This is a genomic window from Cryobacterium frigoriphilum, from assembly GCF_004403305.1.
In the GTDB taxonomy this organism is placed as follows: domain Bacteria; phylum Actinomycetota; class Actinomycetes; order Actinomycetales; family Microbacteriaceae; genus Cryobacterium; species Cryobacterium frigoriphilum.
Map to the genome: position 1 here is coordinate 117,224 of NZ_SOHE01000016.1, position 19,677 is coordinate 136,900.

Genomic DNA, 19,677 nt, shown 5'->3' on the forward strand with positions numbered 1-19,677 from the left:
AATCGCCCCGGACTTCCGCTGAAGTCCGGGGCATTTTTTCGCTTATGTGCGGTCTGCCGTCATCAACCCGTCTCGTTTGCAGCCGCTAAGAGTTCCAGCGCTGCGGCATCGGTTGAGCCCGGTTCGGCAGCGTGCGTCATCATTCGATGCCCGCTGGTACCGGGGAGGTGGAGGACCTCGTAGCTGAGGTCGAAGTCCCCCACCTCGGGATGGTGGAAGCGCTTGATGCCGCTCACGCATTGATGCACCGGGTGCTTCGTCCACATCGCGGCGAAATCGGAGCTCTTGAGGGTGAGTTCGCCGATGAGCTGGGTCAGTTCGGCATCGTCCTGGTGCTGTGCGGCGATGAACCGCAATGATGCCACGGCGAGTGAGGCTTCGTCACGCCAATTGCGATAGAGGTCCTTCGTGTGGGGGTCGAGGAACAGCATCCGGGTGAGGTTTGGTCGATCAAGGGGCCGGCTAGGCGCGTCCGGGTCGGCGTGCCCGGCGACGAGCAGGTGCCCGAGGGGGTTCCAGGCCAGGACTTCGTTTCTTCGACCCATGATCACTGTCGGCACACGGGTCATCGCCTTCAGCAGGCGTATCGTGCCGGGCGTTGCCTGCTCGGGTGTGCACGGAGCTCGACGCTGGGCTGTGGCGGGGCGCGCCAGGTCATGCAAATGCACCTTCTCATCGTCGCTCAGGTTCAACGCCCGCCCAATGGAGTCGATGACGGATTCGGAGGCGTTTGTAGATTGGCCCTGTTCCAAGCGGGTGTAGTAGGTGGCCGAAACGCCGGCGAGCTGTGCGAGTTCCTCGCGTCTGAGACCCGGTACCCGACGGGCACCGTAGGGGGTGATCCCTGCCGCTTCCGGGGTGAGTTGCGCGCGCCGAGTTCGAAGAAACTCGCCGAGTTCTTCTGTGGGGTTCATGCCGGCCATGTTCCCATTCTCGACTGTCTGAACCGATCAAGCCTGTCCCTGTCAGTGCTAGGCACCGTGGGGGTGGGATGACGCGGGTCTGGTTGCTGCGCGCACGGTGGCTCACTGTGGCAGTGTGCCGGACTTTCCGGCGCCCACGAATCGTTCCCTCTACCGAAAGGATGGGCATGCTCGACATAGTTCCGACCGCCGACCGCGCTGTCAACCAGGAGGCCCCCGCCGGGCGTGCCACGAGATTTACCGGGCGGCAACGCCTTGCCCTGTTCGTTCTGCTCACGGCCAGTTTCACCCTTGCCGTGGATTTCTCGATTCTGAACGTTGCGTTGCCCACGATCGGCTCGGACCTGGGATTCGCCCTCGATCATTTGCAATGGATCGCGAGCTCGTTTGCCCTCTGCGCGGCAGGGTTCACCCTGTTCTTTGGGCGGCTCGCCGACCTATTCGGTCGTCGACGACTCTTTCTGCTTGGTATGGCCCTGCTGGGTGTCTCGTCTCTTGTCGGCGGTTTCGCTCACGAACCAGTGGTGATGATCGTCTCCCGAGTGGCCCAGGGGCTCGCGACGGCGATGGTCGTGCCCGCGGCGCTGTCGCTTCTGACGACTTCGTTTGCAGAAGGACCGCAGCGCAACACGGTTCTCGGCCTCAATGGCGCTTTGATGGCGGCCGGGTTCACCACCGGGGCGATCCTCGGCGGAGTCCTCACCGACCTGCTGAGCTGGAGGTGGGCATTCTTCATCAACATCTTCGTCGCGGTTGTGGTGCTCGTGATCGCTCCTTTCGTCCTGAGCGAAAGTCGCCCTCACGAACGGCCCAAGCTTGACCTGGCCGGCGCGGTCACCGTGACCCTGGGGCTTCTCGCTCTCGTCTACGGGCTGACGACGGCGGGCGAAACCTCATGGGATAACCCGTTGGCATGGGGAGCGCTCCTGGTCGGCGTCGTCTTCCTGGTCGTCTTCTGGCAGATTGAGAAGCGGGTAGCGCATCCGTTGGTCCCCGTTGCTATCCTCAAACGGAAAACTGTCGCCTGGGGCAATGTCGCCGGACTGCTGGCGTTTGCTACCGAGACCTCGCTGGTGTTCCTGCTGACTCTCTACCTGCAAAAGGTACTCGGCTATTCGCCGCTTGCGGCTGGACTCTCGTTCGCCGTCCTCGGAGCGGGAACCGTGCTCGGCGCTATCATCGGCCCGAAAGTCATTGGCACGCTCGGATCACGCCGTGCGATCGTCGCCGGGTTCCTTCTGCAGGCAGCAGCCACGTTTCCGCTGCTGTTCCTTGGCCCCGACTCCGGCTGGATCCTTCTTCTGCTCGTCGCCACCTTCATTGGGGGTGTCGCAAACCTGGTTGCGATCGTCGGATACGTGGTCACCTCCACCTCCGGCCTGCCCGATAACGAACAGGGCCTGGCTACCGGGCTGGTGACGATGAGCCAGCAGATCGGAATCACGATGGGGATCCCGATCATGTCCGCGATCGTGACCGCACGGATGAATGCCCTCGGCGAAACCGGAGCCGCCAGTGTGCTCGATGGTGTCACGACCGCGGTCGGTGTGAACGCAGTGCTGTGTGTGTTGGCCGCCGCAGCCATCGCGCTGTTTCTGCGCCACAGCACGTCAGACCAGCTCAACGCATGATGTTCGACCTGTCACGAAAACAGGATGAAGCGACGAAGAGCACTCAATCCATCCTGCTGTGGGCTGCGGATCGTCAAATCATCCGGTTTTCGTGACCGCGGATACCGCGGGTGCGGCTAGCGGCCGAACAGGCGGGAGAGGAAGGAGCCGGATGACGGGGCCTTCGGGTGGTTGCCGGCGCAGCGCTCATTGCGCGGCACGTTGCGCATGACCTGATCGACGTGCTGGCCGCAGCCGGCCCAGGTGGTCTTCTGGCAGGTCTTGCAGGTGACGGCTCTACACATGGGGATTGCCTTTCGGTGACGCGGTTGTGGGGGAGAGGAAGAACAAGAAGATCAGGCCTGAGCGGCGACCTTCGCGCGTACGTCATCCATGTTGAGGGCCTGCACGCCGGCGACGAGTTCCTCGAGGTTGGCGGCGTTGAGCGCGCCGGGCTGGGAGAACACCAGCATGCCGTCGCGAAAGGCCATCAGGGTCGGAATTGAGCGGATGCCGGCTGCCGACGACAGGCCCTGTTCGGCCTCGGTGTCCACCTTGGCGAACACGACGTCGGAGTGCTTCTCGGATGCGGCGCTGAAGGTGGGCGCGAACGAGCGGCAGGGGCTGCACCAGCCGGCCCAGAAATCGACGAGCACGATGCCGCCACCGTTGATGCTCGCGCTGAAGGTGGATTCGGTGAGATCGATGGTTGCCATGCGATCAGTCTATACCCCCAAGGGTATTAAAGATACCCTGTGGGGTACCTGATCAGGCTCGTGAGCGCGTGCTGGCTCGCAGCACTCCCCAGAGCACCACGACGCCGACGAGCACGAGGGCAGCGGCCCCCAGACCCGAATAGCCCAGCACCACCAGGACCGGACCGGCCAGTGCCCCGCCCAGTGCCCCGGCGGCATTCATCGAGAGGTCGGAGAAGCCTTGCAGCGAGGAGCGGTCTTCGATCTCGACCGCCTCCGAGATGAGCGCCGAGCCGGCCACGACGGATGCCGACCAGCCCAGTCCCAGAAAAATCAGGCTGACGGTCAGGATGCCCTGCGATCCGTCGCCGAGCCACGCGGTCAGCAGGGCCACGACGAGCAGACCCTGGCCGCCGAGAATGACCGGCAGTCGGCCGAAGCGGTCGGAGAGCCAGCCGAAGACGGGCGACAGGGCGTACATTCCGGCCACGTGCAGGCTGATGGTGAGGCCCACCACCGTGAGGGTCGCGCCGTGGTCGCGCAGGTGCACGGGTGCCATCGACATGAGGGCGACCATGGTCATGTGGCTGAGCGCGACCGTGGCCACGGCAAACCGGGCCAGGGCATTGCCGCGCAGAATCTTCAACCCGCCGTGGGCGCGGCGGGCACCGACCTGTCCGGCCCGGGCGGCGAGGGCGGTCAGCAGGGGATCTGGCCGCAGCCCGATCGAGTAGACGACGGCCGCGGCGATCGTGGCTGCGAGCGAAAAGGCGAACGCGCCGGTCATGGCGGGCAGTCCGAGCGCGGCGCCGAGGGCCTCGCCGGGGCCGAACAGGTTCGGCCCGAGCACGGCGCCGATGGTCGTGGACCAGACGACGAGGGACAGGTCCCTGGCCCGGAACCGGGTGCTGGCCAGGTCGGTCGCGGCGAATCGGGCCTGCAGGTTGGCGGCCGACCCGGCGCCGAGCAGCATGAGGGCGAGCAGCAAGAGCGGAAAGACGCCGACCGCGGCGGCGAAAATCGCCAGCACCGCGCCGGTGCCGGCGATGAGCGACCCGGTGGCCAGGGAGATGCGTCGACCCCGAGCCTGGGCGAGCCGGGCGAGCGGAACGGCCACGACTGCCGCCCCGAGCGTGCTCATCGTGGCGGCCATGCCCGACCACGCGCTTGACCCCGAGAGGTCCGCCGCGAGCAGTGCCCCGAGCGACAGGGTCGCGCCCATGCCGATGCCGCCGAGAATCTGCCCGGCGACGAGCACCCGCACGACCCGCTTCTGCAGGGCGGAGTGCGCGTCAGCGTCGCGGGCGGAGGGCGACTCGGGGGCGGTCGATTCGGGGGCGACGGATGCCGCATCCGTCGTCATCGCGGGCCTCGGGTCACGCACGACAAGCGAACGGTGAACATGGTGTCTCCAACCCGTGGTGCTAGTGGCTGCTCTTGGCGAGCCGGTACATGGTGTAATTCAGCATCATAAAGTGCAGCAGCTGCACTCCGAGATTACTGCGTCGGGCGAGCTCGATGGTGCCCGGAAGCGGGGCTGCGTCGATACGGTTTTGGGTGTCATCCATGGTGGTCTCCGAGCGTTGAATGGGTGGGACAAAGGGGTGGAGCACGGGGGTGTGTGCTGGTCTATTCGGGGATCAGGTACCAGAACGGGTATGCCTTGGCCTTGTAGAGGAACATGGTGTGCAGCACGCGCTTGACCCAGTGCGCGGCCAGGCCGATCTCGCCGGTCGTGGTGCGGGGGTCGCGCCCGTTGGTATCGGGGTAGCGGGCGTTGTCCGGCACGATGGGCGACATCGACATGGCGGCGGCGGTGCCGTGGCGCAGGCCGGTGCCGGTCGACGCGATGCAGGCGGCGGCCATCTCGCCCATCGATGCGTGGTGCGTCGGGGTGAGGGCGCCCTTCAGAATCATGTCGGCGATCGTCATGGCGACGACCTTTCCCATCGCGCCCGAGGGCATACCGGTGCGCGGCGGGGCGGGTGCCACGGCGAGGCCGCCCGGCGTCGCGTAGGGGCGCGAGATGGCGTGCGGCGGCGCAAAGGCGATTCCGACGCCGAACAGGTTCGCGTAGCTCGGATTCTGGTACGTCTTCGGCCAATCCTGAGCGGTCCACTCGTCAAAGGGCTTGGCCGTGTAGTCGGCGTCAACGCGCATGAAACCGCTCGGGGCGAAGATGGTGTCGGTGATCTCGACGCCATCGCGGTCGTAGGCGGTCAGGCCCACTCCGCGAAACGGCGGCAGCAGCATGGCGAAGTCGAACTTCTGGGCGTTCTCGGTGCCGTCGATCTGCGTGTAGTTGATGACGCCGGGATCGATCCGGGTCACCGCAGCCTGCGTGATGGCCTTCATTTTGCGCTCCCGAAACAGCGATTCCATCCAGGCCTCGCTCGTGACGCGCGCCCCACCCGAGCTGAAGGTCATGCCGCCGACGCCGAAGTCACCGAGTTCGTGTTCGTTGGTGAGGTAGATGACCTCGGCCTTGTCGCGCACGCCGGCCTCCCGCAGTTGCTGCTCCACGTTGAAGGCGTACTCGAACGCCGCGCCCTCACACGTGCAGGTGCCGTGACCGACGCCCACGACGAGGGTCTGCGGGCTGCCCGATTTCAGGTTGGTGATGACCTCGGCCAGGCGTTTGGCCGCCCCAACGGCGTGGCTCGGGGTGCAGACCGAGACCGTGTTGCCGCCATCCGGCCCGAGGCCGGGCGTTGCGGCGAAGTTTAGCTGGGGGCCGGTCGCGTTGATCAGGTAGTCGTAGCCGAGGCGCACTGTCTTGCCGACGCGGGTCGGGTCGGTGTAGACGATCTCCACCTGTCCGCGCGGGCTGTTGAGGTCTCCCTCGGGGTACAGCGCCACGGCCTTGGCCTGATGAAACGTGATTTTCTTGCGGCGGTAGATGGGGGCGAGGGGAAAGACCACCTTGTCGGCGGTCATCTTGCCGACCCCAACCCAGATGTTCGACGGAATCCAGTTCCACTTCGAGCCCGGCGAGACCACGATCACCTCGTGACTGCGGCCCAAACGCTTCTTCAGATACAGGGCCGCGGTGTGGCCGGATACCCCTGCTCCCAATACGACGACGCGTGCCATGTCAACCTCTTATCCGGCAATTGCGACCGTGCAACTGCGCTCTCGAGCCGACCATACTCCTATACCCAATGGGGTATCTACCACACCGGATGCCGATTTCTGATATACCTCAGAGGGTATCCAATTCACGAGACAAACGGGAGTCACTATGTGTAGTCCAATTCGGTGCAGCAACTGCGGAAAAGTCACCTGGACCGGGTGCGGCCAGCACGTCGAGGACGTCATGGCGGACTTCACGGCCGACCAGCAGTGCGCCTGCGCGGTGCCCGGCCGGTAGGGGCTTCGTCGGCACGGGGCGCCCTCGTGAATCCTGCGGGGTTCGCATCTCGGCATGTTTGTTAGTATGTTAGAACAATAAGGTTCAGAACATACGATCATGCCAGCAGACGTACCGAGGAGATCCCGTGCCACTCGTTCGAATTGATGTCAATGTGGGCCGCAGCCCCGAGCAGCTCGGCGGCATCAGCGCCGCCATTCACGGCGCCATCCTCGCCGTCTACGGCATCCCCGAACGCGATCTCTTTCACATTCTCACCGAGCACCCCCTGGGCCAGTTGCGCGCCCAGGATGCGGGCCTCGGGTTTGAGCGCACCGACGGTGTCGTCATGATTCAGATCTTCACTCAGGGCGGCCGTGACCAGGCCGCCAAGAATGCCCTGTTCGACCGCATCGCGGGCGAACTGGCCGCGGTCGGGGTCGAGGGAGCGGATATCTTCATCGGCTACGTTGAGAACGGTCCAGGTGACTGGTCATTCGGCTTTGGCCGTGCCCAGTACGTGACGGGTGAAATCGCCGTACCCGCCTCCTAGCTATCCCCGGGGCCCCGTGTCAGGCCCCGAACCGTACGACCGAATTGCCATACACAACGGAGTGCTTGATGACGAACGTATCGACCTCAAAAAAATCTGACTCGGCACCAGCCGGTTCGAAACCGCACAATCACAAGCGCTCGCTGCGCACGGTCACCATCGTCTCCACCTTTGGTGGCTTGCTGTTCGGCTACGACACCGGCGTGATCAACGGCGCCCTGCCCTATATGCAGGATGACCTCGGCCTGACCCCGCTCACCGAGGGGCTCGTCACCTCGTCGCTGCTGTTCGGAGCGGCGTTCGGTGCGATCTTCGGCGGTCGACTCGCCGACCGTCGCGGTCGGCGCAAGACGATCATGGCGCTCGCCGTGGTGTTTCTGCTCGGCACCCTCGCCTGCACCTTCGCCCCGAACACCGCCGTGATGGTTCTGGGGCGGCTGGTGCTGGGACTCGCGGTGGGCGGGGCATCCGTCACCGTGCCCGTCTACCTGGCCGAAATGTCACCGCGGGCGATGCGCGGGCGAATGGTGACGCAAAACGAGTTGATGATCGTGACCGGTCAGCTCGTGGCGTTCATCAGCAACGCCTACCTCGGCAACACCTTCGGCGACACCGGCGGAATCTGGCGCTGGATGATCGTGCTCGCCACGATCCCCGCCATCGCCCTCTGGATCGGCATGTCACTCATGCCGGAGAGCCCCCGCTGGCTCGCCTCGATCGGCAGCTTCGGCGAAACGCTCGGGGTGCTGCGACGCATCCGCTCGCACGAAGACGCCCGGGTTGAATTCGACGAGGTCAAGGCCCTCGCGGTCGATGACTACAAGTCGAAGATGGGCGGCTGGCGGGATCTGAAGGCCCCCTGGCTGCGGCACATCTTCGTGGTCGGCATCGGCCTGGCCGTGATTCAACAGATCACCGGCGTGAACTCCATCATGTACTACGGCACCCAGATTCTGGCCGACGCCGGTTTCGGCCGCGAGGCGGCACTCACGGCGAACATCGCCAACGGTGTGATCAGCGTGCTGGCCACGTTCGTGGGTATCTGGCTGCTCGGCCGGGTCGGGCGGCGACGGATGCTGATCACCGGCCAGATCGGAACGACCAGCGCCCTGCTGCTGATCGGCATTTTCTCGTTGCTGCTGCCCGAGGGGATGGGCCGCGGCTACGTGATTCTGGCACTCACCGTCACGTTCCTGGCCTTTCAGCAGGGTGCCATTTCGCCGGTGACCTGGCTGATGCTGTCGGAGATCTTTCCGCAGAAGATGCGCGGCCTCGGCATGGGCGCGTCGGTGTTCGTGCTCTGGATGGTCAACTTTTTGATCGGCTTCAGCTTTCCACAGCTGCTCGCGGCCTTCGGCATCTCGAATACGTTCTTCGTTTTCGTGGTGCTGGGCGTGGGCGCGATCGCCTTCGCGGCCAGGTACGTGCCAGAAACCAAGGGCCGCAGCCTCGAGGAGCTCGAGACGTACTTCCGCAATCGCAAGCCGGCCGCTCGGTAGTCTGCGCACTCGTCCCGCGTACCATTCGACGGTGTTCGACGCCCACACCGGCGGCGGTTGGGGCCCCGAACTACACACAACGGCTCCGAATGCCGTCGAATGGTACCGGGCGGCGAGTTCAGCGGCGGTTGCGCGGGGCCACAGCGGTCCGCGTGGCTACGGGCGGTCGACGCGCAGCAGGTCGGGACGCTTGGCCGTGCGACCGTCGCCGGATGACCGCCCCGTGAGGCGGCGCCCGATCCACGGCAGAACGTGCGTGCGGTAGTAGCGGGCCGAGCGCGCGCGCGCCGCGGCCGGGGCCACCGGGGCAGCGGATGCACCGGTGCCGGCAGCCGTGGCGCCCTCGGTCGACCAGTCGGCCGGAACGGAGACGCCGAGCGCGTGAAGCACGTTTTCGGCGACGCGCGTGTGTCCGCGCGCGTTCAGGTGCAGCCGATCGCCCGACCAGTACTCGGGTTCGGCCAATTCGGCGTCAAGCCAGTTGTCGACAAAGGTGACGCCCGGTGCGGCGTCGGCGCCCGTGAACGTGGTGCGGCAGACATCCGCCAGCCGGTCGCCGCGACGCTGAATCAGCGCGCCCATCGGCAGGTGCCGCGTGGGGTTGCCGCCGGTGAGCATCAGCACGTGGGCGCCCTGAGCGGTGGCGCGCTGCACGACCTCATCGAGCAGCGCGACGATGCCGGCGATCTCGACCCGCGGGCGCATCACATCGTTGCCGCCGCCGCAAATCGACAGCAGCGTGGGTTGCAGAGCCAGGGCCGGCTCGAGCTGGTCGGCCACGATCGGGCCGAGCAGCTTGCCTCGAATGGCGAGGTTGGCATACTGCACGCCGCCTGTTCCGCCCGCGAGAGCGGGTGAATCGTCGGTTAGCGGCCGCGTCACCGACGAGTCACCCGCTCTCGCGGAGGGCTCAGCCGGGATGACCGGGCGGGCGGCGAGGGCGAGGGCGACGAGGTCGGCCCAGCCGCGCTGCGTGCCGTCGGGAAGGTCGTCGCCGACACCCTCGGTGAAGCTGTCGCCGAGGGCGACGTACCGGTCAAACCTGCGTTCCCGCATCCGCTCCCTGACGTTTGGGCCTATTCCTTGGGCAGCCCGAGGCGCTTCGAGATGGCGTCGCGGGCCTGCTGGGCCGCACGGCGCACCTCTTTGTCGGGGTCGCGCAGGCGCACCGCGATCGTGTCGAAGTTCTCCGGGGTGCCCTGGGCGGCGAGGGCGTGCAGGGCGGCGGCGCGCACCCGCGGGGTCTCGTCGGTGGTCAGGCGCACGAGCTTGGGTACGGTCTGCAGGTTACGCAGCAGTACGACCTTGGCGCACATTTCGCGCACCCGCCAGGACTCGTTGTTCAGGCCGACCACGATGTAGGGCGCGGCGGATTCGCTCCAGATGTGCAGAAACGCGCGGGCGCCCCACAGCTCGGGCCAGTAGAGCGCGGGGGCGCCGTCGAGGATGCCGAGGGCGTGGCGTCCGCCGGCGTACATGAGAAAGTCCTTGCCGGCGTTCTTGCCGCGCAGCAGGGCGATGGAGTTGTCGACGACGACGTTCTCGCCGTAATGCGCGACGGCGGCGTGCAGACGCTCAGCCGTGGGCAGATCGATCGGAAGGTCGGGGTGCGGAGTCAGTTTGTTATGCATAGCAGTACCAAACTACCGCGCGGGCGTGGGAACTCGCGGGCTGGTGTGGTGAAAACAGGACGATTTGACCATTTGTCGGCGAAAGCAGGACGATTTGGGCAGGTGCGACGCCTTCGTCCTGCTTTCGCCACGCGCTAGACGACGAGGGCGCGCGCGGCGGGCGCGAGCTCGAGTTCGAAGCCGAAGGCGCTGTCGTAGATGCCGTAGTTGCCGATGTCGGTGTAGCCGAGGCCACGGTACAGGGCGATGGCTTCCGGCTGCAGATACCCGGTCTCGAGGCGCACCCGCAGGTAGCCGAGTTCGAGGGCGATCGCTTCGAGGGCGTGCAGCACCGTGCTCGCGTGGCCTTGGCGGCGGTACTCGGGGTTGGTCCACATGCGTTTGACCTCGGCGGTTCCGGGCGCATAACAACGGATGCCGCCCCCGGCCACCGAGATTCCCTCATGCATGAGCACGACAAAGGCCCCGACGGGCGGGTCGAACTCGTCGGCGGCGACGTCATAGGCCGAGTCGCCGGAGCCGTCGCCGTAACGGGCGTCGTACTCTCGGTGCAGGTCGGCGAGCAGGGGGACAACTTCGGGGTCGCTCAGACGAACGCGTACGATTTTCACTCGCCATAGTCTGCCGTACGCGGCTGGGAGAACGGTGGCGGCGCATCCGTCACCGTCGCAATCACCGCGTAAACTGGGCCGGTGTCAGTGAACCCCGAACTCAAGGGGCGGGTCTTCCCGCCGGTGCCGCCGTATCTCGTGGGGCGGGAGAAGGTGCGCGAGTTTTCGCGTGCCGTCTTCGCGACCAACCCGATCAACCACGACCCCGAAGCCGCGCGCGCGGCCGGCCATGCCGACGTCGTCGCGCCGCCGACCTTCGCGGTCGTCGTGCAGGAGGCGACCCTTGCGCAGCTGCTCGCCGAACCCGACGCCGGCATCGACTTCACCCGGGTCGTGCACGGCGACCAGCGCTTCACTTACAGCCGCCCGATCGTCGCCGGCGACGAACTGACGGCGACGCTGTCGGTGTCGAGCATCAAAACCCTCGGCGGCCACGCCATGGTCACCGCGGAATCCCGCGTGGTCGATGCCCGCGGCGCGCACGTCGTGACCGCGATATCCACTCTTGTTGTACGGGGAGACGAATGAGCCAGACCTTAACGACCCCAGACTTGTCGACGTTGACCGTGGGAGAGGTCGTCGCCAGCCGTGAGTTCGCGCTGACCCGGGACTCCCTCGTGCGCTACGCCGGGGCATCCGGTGACTTCAACCCCATTCACTACCGTGACGAGGTCGCCGTGTCGGTGGGCCTGCCCGGCGTGCTCGCCCACGGCATGCTGACCATGGGGCTGGCCGTGCAGCCGGTCGTCGACTGGGCCGGCGACCCCGCCCGGGTCGTGGACTATCAGGTGCGCTTCACCCGCCCGGTGCTCGTTGACGGCGCGACCGGCGCGAACGTCACCGTCACGGCGAAGGTCGGCGCCCTCGACGTCGAGGCGCAGATTGCGCGGATCGACCTCACGGTCACATTCAACGACCAGACCGTGCTCGGCAAGGCGCAGGCGCGGGTCAGCCTGGCCGCCGTGGCCGTGGCCTAGCCCGATGCCGATGATCGAACCGGTCGCGCTGAGCGGCCTGACCACCCTGCGCGTGGGCGGTGTCCCGGCCGCGATGATCGCTTCTGCGACCGAGCAGGAGCTCGTCGATGAGGCTCTCGTGGTGTGGAGCCTCGACGAAGACTGGATGCTGCTCGGCGGCGGCTCCAACACCGTCGCCGGTGATGAGGGCTTCGACGGCACCGTGATTCGCATCGTGACGCGCGGCATCGAACGTCTCGAAACGGATGCCTCAGCACCCGACCGCGTTCGGCTGCGCGTGCAGGCCGGCGAACCTTGGGACGAACTCGTCGCCTACACGGTCGCCCACGGCTGGGCCGGCATCGAAGCGCTTTCCGGCATTCCCGGCAGTTGCGGCGCCGCGCCGGTGCAGAACATCGGCGCCTACGGGCAGGAACTCGCCGACAGCCTCGTCGCGATCAGCTTTCTCGACTACGAGACCGGCGAGGTCGTGCGTCTCACCGCGGATGCCCTCGGCCTCGACTACCGCACCTCGGCACTCAAGCGGGGACTGCGCGGTATCGTGCTGGCGATCGAGCTGGAGCTGCATGACACCGAGCGGGAGGCATCCGTCGTCGGAGCCGTGCTCGGGCAGCCGATCCAATACGCCCAACTGGCCGGGGCGCTCGGCGTGCAGGTCGGCGACCGGGTCGCGCTGTCGACCGTGCGTGAGACCGTGCTCGCACTGCGGGCCGCCAAGGGGATGGTGCTTGATGTGGCCGACCCCGATACCTGCAGCGCCGGGTCGTTCTTCACGAACCCGATCGTGTCCGAAAACTTCGCCCGCTCGCTGCCCGCCGCGCTGCCGCGCTGGCCGCTCGCGGTGGAGGTGCCCGACCGGGTGATCGCGCTCGACGACTACTTCGGTGTGGGGCCGGTTCCGGGCGAGGACCAGGTGCAGCTCGTCAAGCTCAGCGCCGCGTGGCTCATCGAGCACGCGGGCATTCGCCGCGGGTTCGCGCTGCCCGGCTCGCAGGCCGCGGTGTCGAGCAAACACACGCTGGCCCTCACGAACCGGGGCGGGGCATCCGCTGAGCAGATCGCGGAGCTCGCCCGTTACGTGCTCGGCCGCGTGCAGGCCGATTTCGGCATCAACCTGCAGCCCGAGCCGGTGCTGGTCGGCCTGACCCTGTAGCCCGCCGCGACGACCGCGCATCGGAGTCGTCCCCGTACCATTCGACGGAGTTCGGGCCCCATAGGAACAGTTGTCGCTCGGAAACGCGGGTTGGGGCGTCAGATGCCGTCGAATGGTACGGCAGGCGGCTCTGCAGTGGTCGACCACGTGTGGGAGCCGCACGCGACCGGGCTCATGGGGCCATTGTTGGCTTTTCGCTCACGAGAAGCCAAGAAACGCCCCATGGCTCGGACATCCGGCACGCGAGATGCCAAAGAACGCCCCTTGAATCGACTTCAAGGGGCGTTCTTTGGCGTCTCGCGACCGGCCGCGGGGTCTCAAGGGGCCTTTGTTGGCTTTTCGCTCACGAGAAGCCAAGAAACGCCCCATGGCTGGCCAACCGGGTATGCGCCTCGCGGCGAAACGCGGCGCGGGTCAGTCGGAGTGCCGGGTTGCGGCGGCGATGCCGGCGACCACGAGCACCAGACCCACGCCGATCACCGCGGCGAGCAGCCACAACGTGGGGTCGAGCGTGCCCGGGAACAGCGTCCAGGCGACCATGAACACGGCAAAGCCGAGCAACAGGGCGCCCCAGAGAATCGTCGCGAAGCGGGGCCGATGGCGAGCGGATGCCGCGGGCATGTCCCACGCGAAGGGTGCGGCCGGCGGAGTGGCCGGGTCTGCCTGCGTCGTGGCCGCGGTGGGACGTGCGCCCGCAGAGGCCGCCGCATCCGCTTCGGCGGTCGCTGGTGCCGTAAGGGGGAGGGTTGGCGTGATGATCGGGGTGGCGGAGTCGCCGCCGGTGGCAACGAGATCCGGCAGGACCAGGGTCGGTCCGGTGAGCGGTCGCGTCTCGGCCGTGTCGGGCGAGGGCGTGGATCCGGCTGCCCGGTCGGTGCGGTCGGTGCGGTCGGTCGGGTCGGTCGGGTCGGGGGCGTTGGTGGGGTTCGACATGGGGGCTCCTAGCGGGCTTCGATGACGTTGACCTGGCCGATGAGCGACCAGACACGGATGACGGGGATGGGCACGTCGTTTTCGGCGTCATCCGCCGAGAAGGTGCGGGAGTCGTGCAAAAACACGCCGCCGCGGTCGATGGAATCTGAGTTCGACGTGGAAGTGGAGCCGAAGTTGGACGTCGTATCGACCTCGGCGCCGTAGTTGACGGCACCGATGAGCGTGTTCGTCTCCACGCGCACGGCGGTGTCGACCGGAAGCTCGAGTTCGGTGACGCCGAGGCCGACCCAGATGTCGATGACGCGGCCGGGGACCTCGTCGGCGTTGCGGGTGTCGCGGAGGGCCCGCAGGTCGACGTCGGCCTGACCGGCGATCAGGGCGTAACCGGGCACCGCGTCGGGGCCGAAGGAGCTCGACCCGCTGGTCGCCTCGGCGCGCCAGCCAGCCCCGCCGAACGCGGAGAACTGGGTGCCGGCCGGAATCACGCCGACCACGAGCAGGGCGATCGCGGCGAGAAAGGCGAAGCCGCCCATGGCGCCGCTGACCCGGCCGCGGATGCCGGAGACGATGCTTCCGAGGGCGAGCACTCCCAGGCCGACGGCGAGGCCGATGACCAGAGCACTGGGCGACCACGTTCCGCGGGAAAACACGACGGCGGTCGTTGCCGCGGTGAGCAGGGCGAGCCCGAGAACGATGGCGGTGAAACCGGCGCCGGGATTGCGGCGGTGGTCGCGGGCCTGCTGCTTGAGTTGGCGGGCCTCGCGCTGGCTTGCGTGCTGCTGGGTTAGGGCGTCCCAGGCGCTGCGGTCGGTGATCGGCGCGGTGGCTGTCTCCATCGGGCGGGCGTAGGCCGACCCGGTGTACGACGATCCGCCGTATCCCGAGGTGCCGGTGCTCGTGCCGGTGCTCGTGCCGGTGCTCGTGCCGGTCGAGGCGGGGGACGGTGTGGGAGCGAAGCCGTTCGCGGCCGGGCCGGCCGGGGCATCCGCTGCCGGAGGGCTGGAGGGGGAGCCGGGCGTGGGGGGCTGCGGCGCGCTGCCGTAGCCGGAGGCCGGCGGTGTCGGTCCGGAACGGAAGGAGGAGGCGGGAAGACGGCGGAGGAGAAAAATGACGAGCCAGACGGCGCCGGCGGTGAGCAACAGTGCCCAGCCGACCGTGAAGGTCGTGGCGAGCCAGTCCGGCATGCCCCAGGTGCCCGGCATGCCGTTCCACCAGAAGCCGCGGAATGCCGGCACGATCGTGAAGAACAGCAGCGCGCCGATGGCGATCATCGCCGGTTCGAACCGCTTGCGAAAGGCTTCTTCGAGGTAGATGCGGCCGTCGGCGCCCGGGATGAGCGCCCAGGCGATCGCGTAGGCGAAGAGAATCGGGCCGCCGAGAATCGCGATGACGACGGCGATGCCGCGCACAATCAGGGGGTCGAGGCCGGTGCGGGTGGCGATGCTGCCGCAGACACCCGCGACCCAGCGGTTGGAGTCGCGGCGGAGCCCGGACGCGCGGATCCAGTCGAAGAAGCGCGACAGCTGGTAGCTCGCGCTGCCCGCGCCGGAGTTGCCGGTGCTGCCGGTGCTGCCGGTGGGCGGAGGGGGGGTGCCGGCGGGATCGTACGGTGTCTCGGTCATGGTTCAAGCTTCCCAGCGGCCCGGCAACGCTGCCATGGGGGATCACCCTGACTGAACCCTGAGATCGCCCCCGGGGCGGATGAATCGGGTTTCGTGTCGCCGGGTCGTGCTTGGATAAGACCATGAGAACAGAGCGGATGCTCCGCCCCAGACTGCGCCTGATCGGCGGCGTCTGCGCGGGGTTCGCCGAGCACACCGGGCTGCCGGTGAACGCCGTGCGCACGGCGACGCTGCTGCTCACCCTGTGCGGCGGCGCGGGGGCACTTCTCTATGCCTGGCTCTGGGTGACCGTGCCGAGTGCCCCGGCGGGGTCGGGGCGGTTCGCCACCCCACTGCCGAAGGCGAGCCTGGCCAGGCCGAGTCGCAGGGCGCGGCCGGGGTCTGGCACGGCGGGCCCGGCTGGCCCCGTTGAGCCGCCGGTCACCGCGAGGTTCGAGCCGGGTGACGCAGAACCCGCCCCGGGGGTCGGCTCCGCCGGGGATCCCGCGGGTAGCTTCACGACCACCCGTGCCGCTCCGATCACCGAGATTTTGCTCGGGGTGGCCCTGCTGACGGCGGGGATCACACTCGTGGCGAGTCGGCTGGGCGCCGAGATACCGCTCGCTGTCGTCGTGCCGGGCATTGTCGTGCTCGCCGGCGCGGCCCTGGCCTGGCGGCAATTCGCCGACATTCGAAGCGGTGAGGCCCAGCAGGCGTCCGCCCGGCTGGTGCGTGCGCTCGGTGCGCTCGTTCTCGTCGTGGTGGGCATTCTGCTGTTCTTCGTGACCGGGGATGCCCCGAACGTCTGGACGGTGGTCGCGGCAGCCGTAGCCGTACTGCTCGGCGTCGCCGTGGTGATCGCCCCGTGGTTGCTGCGCCAGGCTCGTGATCTCGCCGACGAGCGCGCGGCACGGGAGCGTGAGGCCGAGCGCGCCGAGATCGCCGCCCACCTGCACGACTCCGTGCTGCAGACGCTCGCGCTGATCCAGCAGAAGGCGGGTCCGCACAGCGAGGCCGCCCGGCTGGCGCGCGCGCAGGAGCGGGAGCTGCGCGAGTGGCTCTTCGCCGGAACGCCCACCGGCTCGAGTGACAGCGTCGACCTCGCCACCGAGCTGCGTCGGGTGTCCAGTCTGATCGAGGCCGATTTTGCCGCGCACTTCGAGCTCGTGACCGTGGGTCCGAACGTGCCGGAAGCGCCGGAGGCCGTGGTGGCGGCAGCCCGGGAGGCGATGCTCAATGCCGCCCGCCACGCTGGCGGAACCGTCTCGCTCTACCTGGAGACCGGTCCGCGAGGCATTGAGCTGAGCGTTTCCGACCGCGGACCGGGCTTTCGGGTTGATGAGATTCCGGCGGACCGGCACGGCGTGCGGGAGTCGATCGTGGCACGCATGACCCGCGCGGGCGGAAGCGCCCTGTTGCGACCCGGACCGGGCGGTGTGGGTGCCGAGGTCGTTCTGACCCTGCCCGCCGCGGCTGCCGGCACTGCTCCAGCCGGAACTGCTCCAGCCGGAACTGCTCCACCCGGTACTCCCGCCGGTGCCATCGAGCGACCGATCGAAACGAGGACCCCATGAGCGAGGCCACAGCGCAACCCGGAGCTGCCGCATCCGCTGCCCTGACGATTCTGATCGTCGACGACCACTCCATCTTTCGTTCGGGGCTGCGCGCCGACCTCGATGCCGGGCTGCAGGTGCTGGGCGAGGCGGCGTCCGTGGATGAGGCGATCACGCTCGTTGTGGCGCTGCAGCCGAGGGTGGTGCTGCTCGACGTGCACCTGCCCGGCGGGCTGGGCGGCGGGGGAGCCGAGGTCATTCGGGTCGCAGCTCCCCGCGCACCGCACACCCTGTTTCTGGCCCTGAGCGTGTCGGACGCCGCCGACGACGTGGTCAGCGTGATTCGCGCCGGAGCCCGCGGCTACATCACCAAGAGCGCCTCCGGGGCCGAGGTGAGCGACGCGGCGCGCCGGGTGGACGACGGCGACGCCGTGTTCTCGCCGAAGCTGGCTGGCTTCGTACTCGACGCCTTCGGCGCGGTGGCTGGGGAGACCGCCGACACGATCGACGAGCTCGACCGGCTCTCGGCCCGCGAGACCGAGGTCATGCGCCTCATTGCGCGCGGATACTCGTACAAAGAGGTCGCGGGCAGTCTGTTCATCTCGATCAAGACCGTGGAGACCCACGTCTCCGCGGTGCTGCGCAAGCTGCAGCTGTCCAATCGCCACGAACTCACTGCCTGGGCGCTCGCTCGCAAGCTGCTCTAACCGACGACTTCGGTGCTACAGCAGGCCGAGCTCCATCGCGCGGGTGACGGCCCGGGTGCGGTCGTTCACCCCGAGCTTCTCGAAGACGTGCACGAGGTGGGTTTTCACGGTCGCTTCGCCGATGAACAGGCTGCGGGCGATGTCGGGGTTGCTGTCGCCGCTCGCCACGAGCCGCAGCACCTCGAGTTCGCGGGCCGACAGGCGGCGGGGAGCGGGGGCATCCGATCGCAGGCGCTGCACGAGGGTCGCGGCGATCGACGGTGCGAGCACGGTCTGACCGCCGGCGACCGAGCGCACGCCCTCGAGAATCTCCGCCTGCGGGGCGGCCTTGAGCAGATAGCCGCTCGCACCGGCCTCGATTGCGCCCAGAATCTGGTCGTCGCTCTCGTAGGTGGTCAGAATCAGCACGCGGATGCGGCCGTCCGCGGCCAAAATCTGCGCCGTCGCCGCGGCCCCGTCGAGTCTGGGCATGCGCAGGTCCATGAGCACCAGGTCGGGGGCGAGCGCGGCAGCCAGCCGCACGGCTTCCTCACCGTCGGCGGCCTCGCCGACCACCTCGATGTCGGCGGCACGGGCGAGCAGCGCCACGATTCCGCTGCGCACGATCGGATGGTCGTCGGCGACGAGTACCCGAATCATCGGGTGCGCGATTCGACGGGAGCGGCGGCATCCGTCGCCGAGGCCTCGGCCGGGTCAGCGGGAACGCTCACCCGCAACAGGGTTCCGCCCGAGTCGCCGGTGCGCACCTCGAGTGCGCCGCCGACGAGCGCGAGGCGGTCACGCATGCCGGCGAGGCCGAAACCGACCTCCCGGGCCGCGGAGTAGTCCCGCAGACCGCGGCCGTTGTCGGTGACGGTGAGGGTGACGAGGTTATGTGTGCGGGTCAGGGCGACGGATGCCACGCTCGCCCGTGAGTGTTTGCGCACGTTGGCGAGTCCCTCCTGGGCGCAGCGCAGCAGCACCACCTCGAGTTCGCGGTCGAGGTCGGTGACGTGCGCCGTCGCATCCACTCGAATGCCGGTCTCGCGTTCGAATCGTTCCGCCAGCCGGCCGAGGGCGTCGCCGAGACTGGAATCACCGACCCGCACGGGCGACATCGCGGCCACCAGGGTGCGGGCCTCGGTGAGGGCATCGCGGGCGTAGCTTTCGATGAGGTCGACGCTCGCTCCGGCGGCGGCGGTGTCACCGGTCACGCCGGCCAGCTCGATGCGGGTGCGCTGGGCCAGCATCACCAGGCTGGTCAGGCTCTGCGCGATCGTGTCGTGCATCTCGCGGGCGAGGCGTTCGCGTTCGCTCGCGCCGCCCGCCGCGTGGTGCAGCGCGGCGAGTTCGCCCTGAGCCGCCGTGAGGGTGGCGACGAGGGCGCGCTGCTGCTCGGCGGCGAGGCTGATGCGGGTGATCCAGAAGCCGAGGGCCAGCGAGAACACGAACGCGAGTCCCTCGATGAGGGCTGCCTGCGGCACGACCGTCAGCGTTCCGCCGAGACCGATCGTGAGCGCGGCGACCATGACGAGGGCGAAGGCGGCGTTCCAGCTGATGGCCGCTCGAATCGACGGGGCCAGTACCCAGAGCAGCGGAAAGACGAGCGACTGCAGGGTCGCCTGGTCGGGGGAGATCGCCGTGGCCACGCCGCAGCCGATGATGACGACGAGACGCAGCGCCAGCGCCGCCCCTGCGTGCCCGGGCCGGGCGTTCGGGGCGAGCTCGCAGATACCGCGGCGACCGAAGCCGGCATAGAAGACACCAATGCCGGCAAGAGTGAGCAGCACGCCGGCGCGGGCGGCATCCGTCGCTTCCCCGATGAGGGCCACACCAGCCATCAGCGTCAGCGTCCCCGCGAATGCCACGTCCCACCACCGTTGTGCCGTCATGTCCTAACCTT

The 19,677-nt window shown here is 68.0% G+C and carries 21 protein-coding genes; 8 read left to right on the forward strand and 13 right to left on the reverse strand.

Annotated features, from left to right (window positions below):
• Positions 1-62 precede the first annotated feature (62 nt).
• Positions 63-923: a helix-turn-helix transcriptional regulator gene (locus tag E3T55_RS03445; RefSeq protein WP_338145116.1), complete on the reverse strand. Its 861-nt coding sequence runs from the start codon at positions 921-923 to the stop codon at positions 63-65.
• A 167-nt stretch (positions 924-1,090) separates the two neighbouring features.
• Here E3T55_RS03445 and E3T55_RS03450 point away from each other — a divergent pair, with 167 nt between their 5' ends.
• Entirely contained in the window at positions 1,091-2,554 is a 1,464-nt protein-coding gene (locus tag E3T55_RS03450) for an MFS transporter (RefSeq protein ID WP_134518166.1), read from the forward strand.
• Positions 2,555-2,670: 116 nt separating this feature from the next.
• On the opposite strand, the gene E3T55_RS03455 is transcribed toward E3T55_RS03450, so the two are convergent.
• The 5 genes from E3T55_RS03455 to E3T55_RS03470 form a co-directional block, all read right to left on the reverse strand.
• Positions 2,671-2,838, reverse strand: a complete 168-nt coding sequence (locus E3T55_RS03455) for a hypothetical protein (RefSeq protein WP_134518167.1) — start codon at positions 2,836-2,838, stop codon at positions 2,671-2,673.
• A 51-nt stretch (positions 2,839-2,889) separates the two neighbouring features.
• A complete protein-coding gene (locus E3T55_RS03460; RefSeq protein ID WP_134518168.1) occupies positions 2,890-3,249 on the reverse strand; it encodes a thioredoxin family protein in 360 nt (119 codons plus the stop codon).
• Positions 3,250-3,301: 52 nt separating this feature from the next.
• Complete coding sequence (locus tag E3T55_RS03465) at positions 3,302-4,612, reverse strand: MFS transporter (protein WP_241992834.1); 1,311 nt, start codon at positions 4,610-4,612, stop codon at positions 3,302-3,304.
• A gap of 40 nt (positions 4,613-4,652) precedes the next feature.
• The gene (locus E3T55_RS20180) at positions 4,653-4,796 is read right to left on the reverse strand and encodes a hypothetical protein (protein ID WP_166791660.1); all 144 of its coding nucleotides are present in this window, start codon (positions 4,794-4,796) and stop codon (positions 4,653-4,655) included.
• A gap of 61 nt (positions 4,797-4,857) precedes the next feature.
• Positions 4,858-6,321: an NAD(P)/FAD-dependent oxidoreductase gene (locus tag E3T55_RS03470; protein WP_134518169.1), complete on the reverse strand. Its 1,464-nt coding sequence runs from the start codon at positions 6,319-6,321 to the stop codon at positions 4,858-4,860.
• 404 nt (positions 6,322-6,725) lie between these two features.
• Between E3T55_RS03470 and E3T55_RS03475 the strand changes: the two genes are divergently transcribed.
• Both E3T55_RS03475 and E3T55_RS03480 read left to right on the forward strand, forming a co-directional pair.
• Positions 6,726-7,130: a tautomerase family protein gene (locus E3T55_RS03475; protein WP_134518170.1), complete on the forward strand. Its 405-nt coding sequence runs from the start codon at positions 6,726-6,728 to the stop codon at positions 7,128-7,130.
• 68 nt (positions 7,131-7,198) lie between these two features.
• A complete protein-coding gene (locus E3T55_RS03480; protein ID WP_134518171.1) occupies positions 7,199-8,629 on the forward strand; it encodes a sugar porter family MFS transporter in 1,431 nt (476 codons plus the stop codon).
• 156 nt (positions 8,630-8,785) lie between these two features.
• On the opposite strand, the gene E3T55_RS03485 is transcribed toward E3T55_RS03480, so the two are convergent.
• From E3T55_RS03485 to E3T55_RS03495, 3 genes are all read right to left on the reverse strand, one after another.
• On the reverse strand, positions 8,786-9,685 hold the full coding sequence (locus E3T55_RS03485; protein WP_134518172.1) for an SGNH/GDSL hydrolase family protein: 900 nt from the start codon (positions 9,683-9,685) through the stop codon (positions 8,786-8,788).
• A gap of 20 nt (positions 9,686-9,705) precedes the next feature.
• Positions 9,706-10,260 carry a HEAT repeat domain-containing protein gene (locus E3T55_RS03490; protein WP_134518173.1) on the reverse strand — a complete coding sequence of 185 codons (555 nt, stop codon included), beginning with the start codon at positions 10,258-10,260 and terminating at the stop codon, positions 9,706-9,708.
• Positions 10,261-10,394: 134 nt separating this feature from the next.
• Positions 10,395-10,871 carry a GNAT family N-acetyltransferase gene (locus E3T55_RS03495; protein WP_134518174.1) on the reverse strand — a complete coding sequence of 159 codons (477 nt, stop codon included), beginning with the start codon at positions 10,869-10,871 and terminating at the stop codon, positions 10,395-10,397.
• 81 nt (positions 10,872-10,952) lie between these two features.
• Between E3T55_RS03495 and E3T55_RS03500 the strand changes: the two genes are divergently transcribed.
• The 3 genes from E3T55_RS03500 to E3T55_RS03510 are packed head-to-tail and all read left to right on the forward strand — an operon-like array spanning position 10,953 to position 13,001.
• Positions 10,953-11,399, forward strand: a complete 447-nt coding sequence (locus E3T55_RS03500; RefSeq protein ID WP_134518175.1) for a MaoC family dehydratase N-terminal domain-containing protein — start codon at positions 10,953-10,955, stop codon at positions 11,397-11,399.
• Positions 11,396-11,848: a MaoC family dehydratase gene (locus E3T55_RS03505; RefSeq protein ID WP_134518176.1), complete on the forward strand. Its 453-nt coding sequence runs from the start codon at positions 11,396-11,398 to the stop codon at positions 11,846-11,848. The genes E3T55_RS03500 and E3T55_RS03505 overlap by 4 nt, the downstream gene beginning before the upstream one ends.
• Positions 11,849-11,852: 4 nt before the next feature.
• A complete protein-coding gene (locus tag E3T55_RS03510; RefSeq protein ID WP_420897963.1) occupies positions 11,853-13,001 on the forward strand; it encodes a UDP-N-acetylmuramate dehydrogenase in 1,149 nt (382 codons plus the stop codon).
• Positions 13,002-13,415: 414 nt separating this feature from the next.
• Here E3T55_RS03510 and E3T55_RS03515 read toward each other — a convergent pair whose 3' ends face one another.
• On the reverse strand, positions 13,416-13,934 hold the full coding sequence (locus tag E3T55_RS03515; protein ID WP_134518177.1) for a hypothetical protein: 519 nt from the start codon (positions 13,932-13,934) through the stop codon (positions 13,416-13,418).
• 8 nt (positions 13,935-13,942) lie between these two features.
• Positions 13,943-15,556, reverse strand: coding sequence for a PspC domain-containing protein (locus E3T55_RS03520; protein WP_134518178.1), 1,614 nt, complete (start codon positions 15,554-15,556; stop codon positions 13,943-13,945).
• Positions 15,557-15,693: 137 nt separating this feature from the next.
• On the opposite strand from E3T55_RS03520, the gene E3T55_RS03525 reads away from it, so the two are divergent.
• Both E3T55_RS03525 and E3T55_RS03530 read left to right on the forward strand, forming a co-directional pair.
• A complete protein-coding gene (locus tag E3T55_RS03525; RefSeq protein WP_241992835.1) occupies positions 15,694-17,109 on the forward strand; it encodes an ATP-binding protein in 1,416 nt (471 codons plus the stop codon).
• Positions 17,106-17,795 carry a LuxR C-terminal-related transcriptional regulator gene (locus tag E3T55_RS03530; RefSeq protein WP_134518180.1) on the forward strand — a complete coding sequence of 230 codons (690 nt, stop codon included), beginning with the start codon at positions 17,106-17,108 and terminating at the stop codon, positions 17,793-17,795. Before E3T55_RS03525 ends, E3T55_RS03530 begins: the two co-directional genes overlap by 4 nt.
• Positions 17,796-17,810: 15 nt before the next feature.
• On the opposite strand, the gene E3T55_RS03535 is transcribed toward E3T55_RS03530, so the two are convergent.
• Positions 17,811-18,434 (reverse strand): response regulator, encoded by a 624-nt coding sequence (locus tag E3T55_RS03535; RefSeq protein ID WP_134518181.1) that lies wholly within the window; start codon positions 18,432-18,434, stop codon positions 17,811-17,813.
• Positions 18,431-19,666, reverse strand: coding sequence for a sensor histidine kinase (locus E3T55_RS03540; RefSeq protein WP_134518182.1), 1,236 nt, complete (start codon positions 19,664-19,666; stop codon positions 18,431-18,433). Before E3T55_RS03540 ends, E3T55_RS03535 begins: the two co-directional genes overlap by 4 nt.
• Between the last annotated feature and the right edge of the window lie 11 nt (positions 19,667-19,677).

Coding starts and splice junctions, on each gene's coding strand:
- E3T55_RS03445 (WP_338145116.1), bottom strand. CDS start 923: ATGGCCGGCATGAACCCCACAGAAGAACTCGGCGAGTTTCTTCGAACT.
- E3T55_RS03505 (WP_134518176.1), top strand. CDS start 11,396: ATGAGCCAGACCTTAACGACCCCAGACTTGTCGACGTTGACCGTGGGA.
- E3T55_RS03450 (WP_134518166.1), top strand. CDS start 1,091: ATGCTCGACATAGTTCCGACCGCCGACCGCGCTGTCAACCAGGAGGCC.
- E3T55_RS03510 (WP_420897963.1), top strand. CDS start 11,853: ATGCCGATGATCGAACCGGTCGCGCTGAGCGGCCTGACCACCCTGCGC.
- E3T55_RS03530 (WP_134518180.1), top strand. CDS start 17,106: ATGAGCGAGGCCACAGCGCAACCCGGAGCTGCCGCATCCGCTGCCCTG.
- E3T55_RS03540 (WP_134518182.1), bottom strand. CDS start 19,666: ATGACGGCACAACGGTGGTGGGACGTGGCATTCGCGGGGACGCTGACG.
- E3T55_RS03520 (WP_134518178.1), bottom strand. CDS start 15,556: ATGACCGAGACACCGTACGATCCCGCCGGCACCCCCCCTCCGCCCACC.
- E3T55_RS03460 (WP_134518168.1), bottom strand. CDS start 3,249: ATGGCAACCATCGATCTCACCGAATCCACCTTCAGCGCGAGCATCAAC.
- E3T55_RS03535 (WP_134518181.1), bottom strand. CDS start 18,434: ATGATTCGGGTACTCGTCGCCGACGACCATCCGATCGTGCGCAGCGGA.
- E3T55_RS03455 (WP_134518167.1), bottom strand. CDS start 2,838: ATGTGTAGAGCCGTCACCTGCAAGACCTGCCAGAAGACCACCTGGGCC.
- E3T55_RS20180 (WP_166791660.1), bottom strand. CDS start 4,796: ATGGATGACACCCAAAACCGTATCGACGCAGCCCCGCTTCCGGGCACC.
- E3T55_RS03485 (WP_134518172.1), bottom strand. CDS start 9,685: ATGCGGGAACGCAGGTTTGACCGGTACGTCGCCCTCGGCGACAGCTTC.
- E3T55_RS03490 (WP_134518173.1), bottom strand. CDS start 10,260: ATGCATAACAAACTGACTCCGCACCCCGACCTTCCGATCGATCTGCCC.
- E3T55_RS03480 (WP_134518171.1), top strand. CDS start 7,199: ATGACGAACGTATCGACCTCAAAAAAATCTGACTCGGCACCAGCCGGT.
- E3T55_RS03470 (WP_134518169.1), bottom strand. CDS start 6,321: ATGGCACGCGTCGTCGTATTGGGAGCAGGGGTATCCGGCCACACCGCG.
- E3T55_RS03525 (WP_241992835.1), top strand. CDS start 15,694: ATGCTCCGCCCCAGACTGCGCCTGATCGGCGGCGTCTGCGCGGGGTTC.
- E3T55_RS03515 (WP_134518177.1), bottom strand. CDS start 13,934: ATGTCGAACCCCACCAACGCCCCCGACCCGACCGACCCGACCGACCGC.